Raw genomic sequence first — 5,031 nt, 5'->3', positions numbered from 1 at the left:
TTCGATCATCCGCTGACGCAGCGGGCTCATCTTCTCCTCTGTCATGGGAACCTCCTGTCTGATGATTGAGAAGGCCCCAATCGTCAGGCAGGTCGGTCAGATCGCAAAATGCGCGCCGCTATGGGGGGCTCACCCCATCAGCCAAATGCGCCAATGCCGCGAAGCGGCTTCGTCCAAGGGCCCTCCACGACATCCAGCAGAAGGGGCGGATAGCTGCCGTTCGCCGCGCAAAGCACGAACGGCAGCAGTGGTTCAGCTGGCGTCTTTGAACTCGGCGTATTCACCGCGCACCTGAACCGTCACGGTGATGTCCGCGCTGTCCCGGTTGCGCCAGAACCAGCCGTGTTCGCCGTCGAATTCAGCGATGATCTCGCCTTCCGCCCCGGTCGAGCCACGGCCTCTTTCGTAGGTCACGGAGTTTCCTCCACCGTGGCCGTGGAGGTCAAAGTTGACCCGCCCACCTTCAACCAGCATGCGGTATTCAGCGGTCTGGTCCTTTTCCATGACAAGCTTCCACTCGGCCGAGTCGCCGGGTGCCAGCGTGAAGGTGGTCTCGTCGCGCCATTCCTCGACTGCTTCGGAGGCGGTCACTTCCTGCGCATGGGCGGCGCCCACGAACAGGCCAAGCACATCATTCAGCAGGCTCGACTGCTCTTCACCTGCCAGGTCCATCTGCCGGTCGGCCTCCGCCTCGTCGGCGAGTTGCGTCTTGATCTCGCCCATCTCGGACAGGCCGATGACCCGGCCGACGCCGGTGGGGTCGATGCCATATTCGGCCGGCAGCACCACGGTGACGAGGATTGCCACGGCCGAGGCCCCGGCGATCACGGTGGAACGGATAAGCTGCTTTGAGCTGGGGAGTTCGTCGAGGCTGGGTTTTTCTGCGTTGAACATCTGTAAATCTCCTGTCGAATTAGGCGGCCACGAAGAGGCCAGTGAGCTGGTAGCCCGTGAGAATGAAGCCAAGCGCCATCATGACGACATTGGCGGTGTAGGCTTGGCGGAAGAAGTTCGGAGACTTCCGCCAGAAGCCCATGACGATGAGGATCACGGCCAGCGCCATGAGCTGCCCCAGCTCCACACCCACGTTGAAGGCCAGTAGGTTCGCCAGGAGCCCTTCCGACGCGATGTCGTAGTCCAGGATCTTGGTCGCGAGACCGGTGCCGTGGAAAAAGCCAAAGATCAGCGTCGCGATCTTGGTGTTCGGCTGGAACCCGAACCAACGCTGGTAGGCGCCGAGGTTGTCCAGCGCCTTGTAGACCACTGAGAGCCCGATGATGGCGTCGATGATGTAGGCGTTGATGCCCCAGCCGAACCAGACGCCAAGGAGCATTGTGGTCGAATGCCCCAAGGCAAAGAGGCTGACGTAGATGCCGACATCGCGCATCTTGTAGAGGAAGAAAACGACACCGAGCAAAAACAGGATGTGGTCGTAGCCCGTCACCATGTGCTTGGCCCCGAGATACATGAAGGGGATGATGTTCACCCCCCAGATTTCCTGAATATAGCCGGCGTCACCCTCGGTCACGTTGTGGGCCGCGGCAGCACCCGCGCTGAGCGCGAGCGCCACGAAGGTCAGTAGATACGGGAGGGCGGTCCGGGCTGCACCCGGACGCCACAGATCCCGACGGGATGTGGTCATTGATTGGTCTCCGTTAAATTGTCTGTTCTCTTGTCGTGCGCCGCATGGGCGCGAGATCAGACGCGCGGAGGTCGCTCGATCCTGTGGACGGGCCAGGGCCCGGCATCCGATGTTTCTGGACGCGTGAGGTCCCAATATCCCTGAAAGGGCTGAGATATGCGGCCTGCGATCAGGATCGCCTGGCTGTGGTCGTGGTCGGCTGTGTCATGCCCATGGCCGTGTATCGCCCAGGCAAGGTCTTCCTCCAGCCCGTGAGAGTGCCCATGCTCGGCAATCATCTCTGAGTGGTCCTGGATTGTCTCGAAGATTAGTGGCGCGTGGGAAAAGGCCGGCATCAGCGACCAGATCAAAAGCGCTGCGCAGAGAAGCGCTGCAAGCAAGCTTCGTCCTGTTCTGCGTGCCCTCGTCATGGCTGTCCGCTCGTCCTCTTGCGGTCCTTTCCGGACCATCTTGCCCTATCCCCCGGGGGAGGATAGCGTCATCCTATGATAAGTGAACACTCCCATGCAAGCCACGGCAAGGTGGTGGCCCGGCTTAAACGTGCCGAAGGCCATCTGCGCTCTGTCATCGCGATGATTGAGAACGGTAAGCCATGCGTTGATGTCGCCCAGCAGCTTCAGGCCGTGGAAAGTGCCATCGCGAATGCCAAGCGCACCCTGATCCACGACCACATGGACCATTGCCTTGACGCCGAGGGTTCTGAGACCGACAGGGCGGAGCTCAGGGCCATTTCCCGCTATCTTTAAGGGGGGATTCCATGCTCTCCATTCTCGCCGATCGCATCTACCGACATCTCTTCCTCGCCCAGGTCGTCGCATTGCTTGGCACCGGGCTCGCAACGGTAGCGCTTGGCCTGTTGGCCTACGACTTGGCAGGCGGAGATGCCGGGCTGGTGCTCGGCATGATTTTTACTATCAAGATGGTCGCCTATGTTGGCATCGCGCCGATCGCCGGGGCTTTCGCCGACAGATACCCGCGTCGGGCGCTTCTTGTCACGCTTGACCTCGTGCGAGCGGGCGTGGCGCTTGTCTTGCCGTTCGTGACGGAGGTCTGGCAGGTCTATGTCCTGATCTTCCTGCTGCAATCCGCTTCGGCTGCTTTCACGCCGACATTCCAGGCCACGATTCCGGATGTCTTGCCGGAAGAGGATCGTTACACACGCGCGCTGTCCCTGTCGCGTCTGGCCTATGATCTTGAGAACATCGTCAGTCCGGTTTTGGCGGGTCTGCTTCTGGCCGTTCTTTCCTATAACGCGCTATTCCTCGGCACCGTCGTCGGCTTCCTCGCCTCAGCCGTGCTTGTCGTGTCGGTGCTCCTGCCCAGCCCTACGCCCTCGGAACCGCGCGGCATCTACGACCGCTCAACCCGCGGCATCCGCATCTATCTTGCAACGCCGCGCTTGCGGGGGTTGCTGGCGCTGAACCTCGCGGCCGCTGCCGGGGGTGCAATGGTGTTGGTGAACACCGTCGTTCTCGTGCGCGGGGAATTAGGGCTGCCAGAATCCTCGCTGGCTTGGACTATGAGCGCATTCGGTGGGGGCTCCGTGCTCGCGGCACTCGCGCTGCCGAAGCTGCTCGACCGGGTGCCAGACCGTCCTGTCATGTTGGCCGGAGCCACCACGCTCACATCGGCGCTGCTGCTGCTCGCCGTCTTTATTCTAAAATTTGGTCTTTCATCGCCGCTACTCTTGGCCGCGTGGTTGGTTGCGGGTGCGGGCTATTCGGCCGTGCTGACGCCCTCCGGGCGGTTGTTGAAGCGTTCGGCGCATCCAGAAGACCGTCCAGCGATCTTCGCGGCGCAGTTCGCGCTGAGCCATGCCTGTTGGCTCATTACCTACCCCCTGGCAGGTGTGTTGATGCCAATGGCCGGCGCGTCGTTCGCGCTTCTGGGTCTCGCGCTGCTATCCGCTCTCGGTATCGCCGCTGCTGTCAGGCTATGGCCCGCGCATGACCCGGAAGTCATATCGCATCGTCATGACGACTTGCCTGCGGATCACCCTCATCTTGTCGAACATGGTGGTGGGCGGGTTCACGCACATGCTGCGGTGATTGACGCGCTCCACCGGAAATGGCCCGGATGAGGGTTCAGAGATGATAGCAAGCAAGTTGGTGCGCGGGCTTCGAGCGCCAATCGTTGGATAGCCCGCGCTTAGGGGGCGTCTGGGTTAGATAATCCTGACCTGAGTGCCCACTGGCGTGATCTCGAACAGCTCTGCAATCTTTTCGTTGTAAAGCCCGATGCAACCGTCCGAGGAGGGGCGCCCGATCTTGCGCGTATCGTGGGTGCCGTGGATCAAATAAGCCGGCCAGGACAGATACATCGCGTGGGTTCCAAGCGGGTTGTCCGGACCCGGCGGCATGTAGGTCCAGCCAAAGCGTTCGACTTGGCTGGGCGTGGGGGTCCAGTCCGGGCCGATTTTCTTTCGCACGATACGGGTATAGCCTCGCTTGGTAAGTTCCTCGGAAATCGGCACCGAGGTCGGGTAGATTCGATAGTCCGACCCGTCGGCATTCCAGTAATGCAAGGCGCGCGAGGCGGTATCGGCGACAATCGTGCCGACACCCAGATCATCGAAGTGGTCTTGCCACCGCTGGATCATGAAGCTCGAGGAATTGCGTCGGGCCGGCTCTGCGGCCCGTGCCAGTCCCGGGTCGGCAAGGCCGGCCAGCCCGGTCAGGATTGCGGCCCGGCGGGAAAGTCTGATGGTCATTTGCATGCTCCTTTCGGTTGAAGTGCTTGGTTTTCAGTGAAACAGGCTCAGCCGCGCGCCAGATCGACAGCCTCTTTCAGAGTCGCCGCATCCATGCCGCCCGGGTAGAGCGTGGTGCCGATGATGAACGCCGGTGTGCCCTGCAAGCCGATCAAGGTGGCCTGCTCGCTGTTGCGGCGCATCAGCCCGTCCCATTTGCCGCGGTCACCGCGATAGGCCTGATCGAGCGCCGCGACGTCGAACCCTGCCTTTTCCAACGTCTCCTCGATCAGCGGATCGGTGAGCTTGCCCTCGGTCTCCATCAGGGCGGTATTCGCTTTCTCGTATTGGCCAAGCGACGCCGCCCCAAGGGCAAGCTGGGCGGCCCGGATCGAGGAGGCGCCAAAGATCGGCCAGTCCTTCATCACCAAACGGATGTTGCCGTCCGCCTCGACCACCTCTGTCAGCGGCGGGTGGTTGGCTTTGCAATAGGGGCATTGGTAGTCGAAGAACTCCACGATGGTGACATCCCCCTCGGGATTGCCGAGCACAGGGTTGTCCGGGTCAAAGAGCACGTCGTCGACGGTCAATTCCTTGGCGGTGGCCGGCGTGCGGAACAACGAAAAGAGGCTGGCGCCGCCTGCGGCCGCGACGGCGCTGCCGGTCAAAAAGGTTCTGCGTTTGATCATGGGCATGTATT

Annotated in this window: 6 protein-coding genes; 2 read left to right on the top strand and 4 right to left on the bottom strand. The window is 61.6% G+C overall.

Going from position 1 to position 5,031, the window contains the following annotated elements:
- Positions 1 to 252: 252 nt before the first annotated feature.
- Positions 253 to 894 (bottom strand): transmembrane anchor protein, encoded by a 642-nt coding sequence (locus tag LCF60_RS23440; RefSeq protein ID WP_292294950.1) that lies wholly within the window; start codon positions 892 to 894, stop codon positions 253 to 255.
- Between the two features lie 19 nt (positions 895 to 913).
- Positions 914 to 1,642 (bottom strand): HupE/UreJ family protein, encoded by a 729-nt coding sequence (locus tag LCF60_RS23435; RefSeq protein WP_292294949.1) that lies wholly within the window; start codon positions 1,640 to 1,642, stop codon positions 914 to 916.
- 485 nt (positions 1,643 to 2,127) lie between these two features.
- On the opposite strand from LCF60_RS23435, the gene LCF60_RS23430 reads away from it, so the two are divergent.
- Both LCF60_RS23430 and LCF60_RS23425 read left to right on the top strand, forming a co-directional pair.
- The gene (locus LCF60_RS23430; protein ID WP_292294948.1) at positions 2,128 to 2,388 is read left to right on the top strand and encodes a metal-sensing transcriptional repressor; all 261 of its coding nucleotides are present in this window, start codon (positions 2,128 to 2,130) and stop codon (positions 2,386 to 2,388) included.
- An 11-nt stretch (positions 2,389 to 2,399) separates the two neighbouring features.
- Positions 2,400 to 3,722 (top strand): MFS transporter, encoded by a 1,323-nt coding sequence (locus LCF60_RS23425; protein WP_292294947.1) that lies wholly within the window; start codon positions 2,400 to 2,402, stop codon positions 3,720 to 3,722.
- An 84-nt stretch (positions 3,723 to 3,806) separates the two neighbouring features.
- Here LCF60_RS23425 and LCF60_RS23420 read toward each other — a convergent pair whose 3' ends face one another.
- Positions 3,807 to 4,352, bottom strand: coding sequence for a L,D-transpeptidase (locus LCF60_RS23420; RefSeq protein ID WP_292294946.1), 546 nt, complete (start codon positions 4,350 to 4,352; stop codon positions 3,807 to 3,809).
- Between the two features lie 47 nt (positions 4,353 to 4,399).
- The coding region (locus tag LCF60_RS23415; protein ID WP_363318457.1) for a DsbA family protein at positions 4,400 to 5,031 on the bottom strand (632 nt) is incomplete at its 5' end.

Origin of the sequence: Marivita sp. (assembly GCF_020055635.1) — a bacterium.
In the GTDB taxonomy this organism is placed as follows: Bacteria; Pseudomonadota; Alphaproteobacteria; order Rhodobacterales; family Rhodobacteraceae; genus Marivita.
The sequence above is the reverse complement of the archived record's forward strand: the minus strand, read 5'-3'. Positions and strand labels throughout refer to the sequence as shown.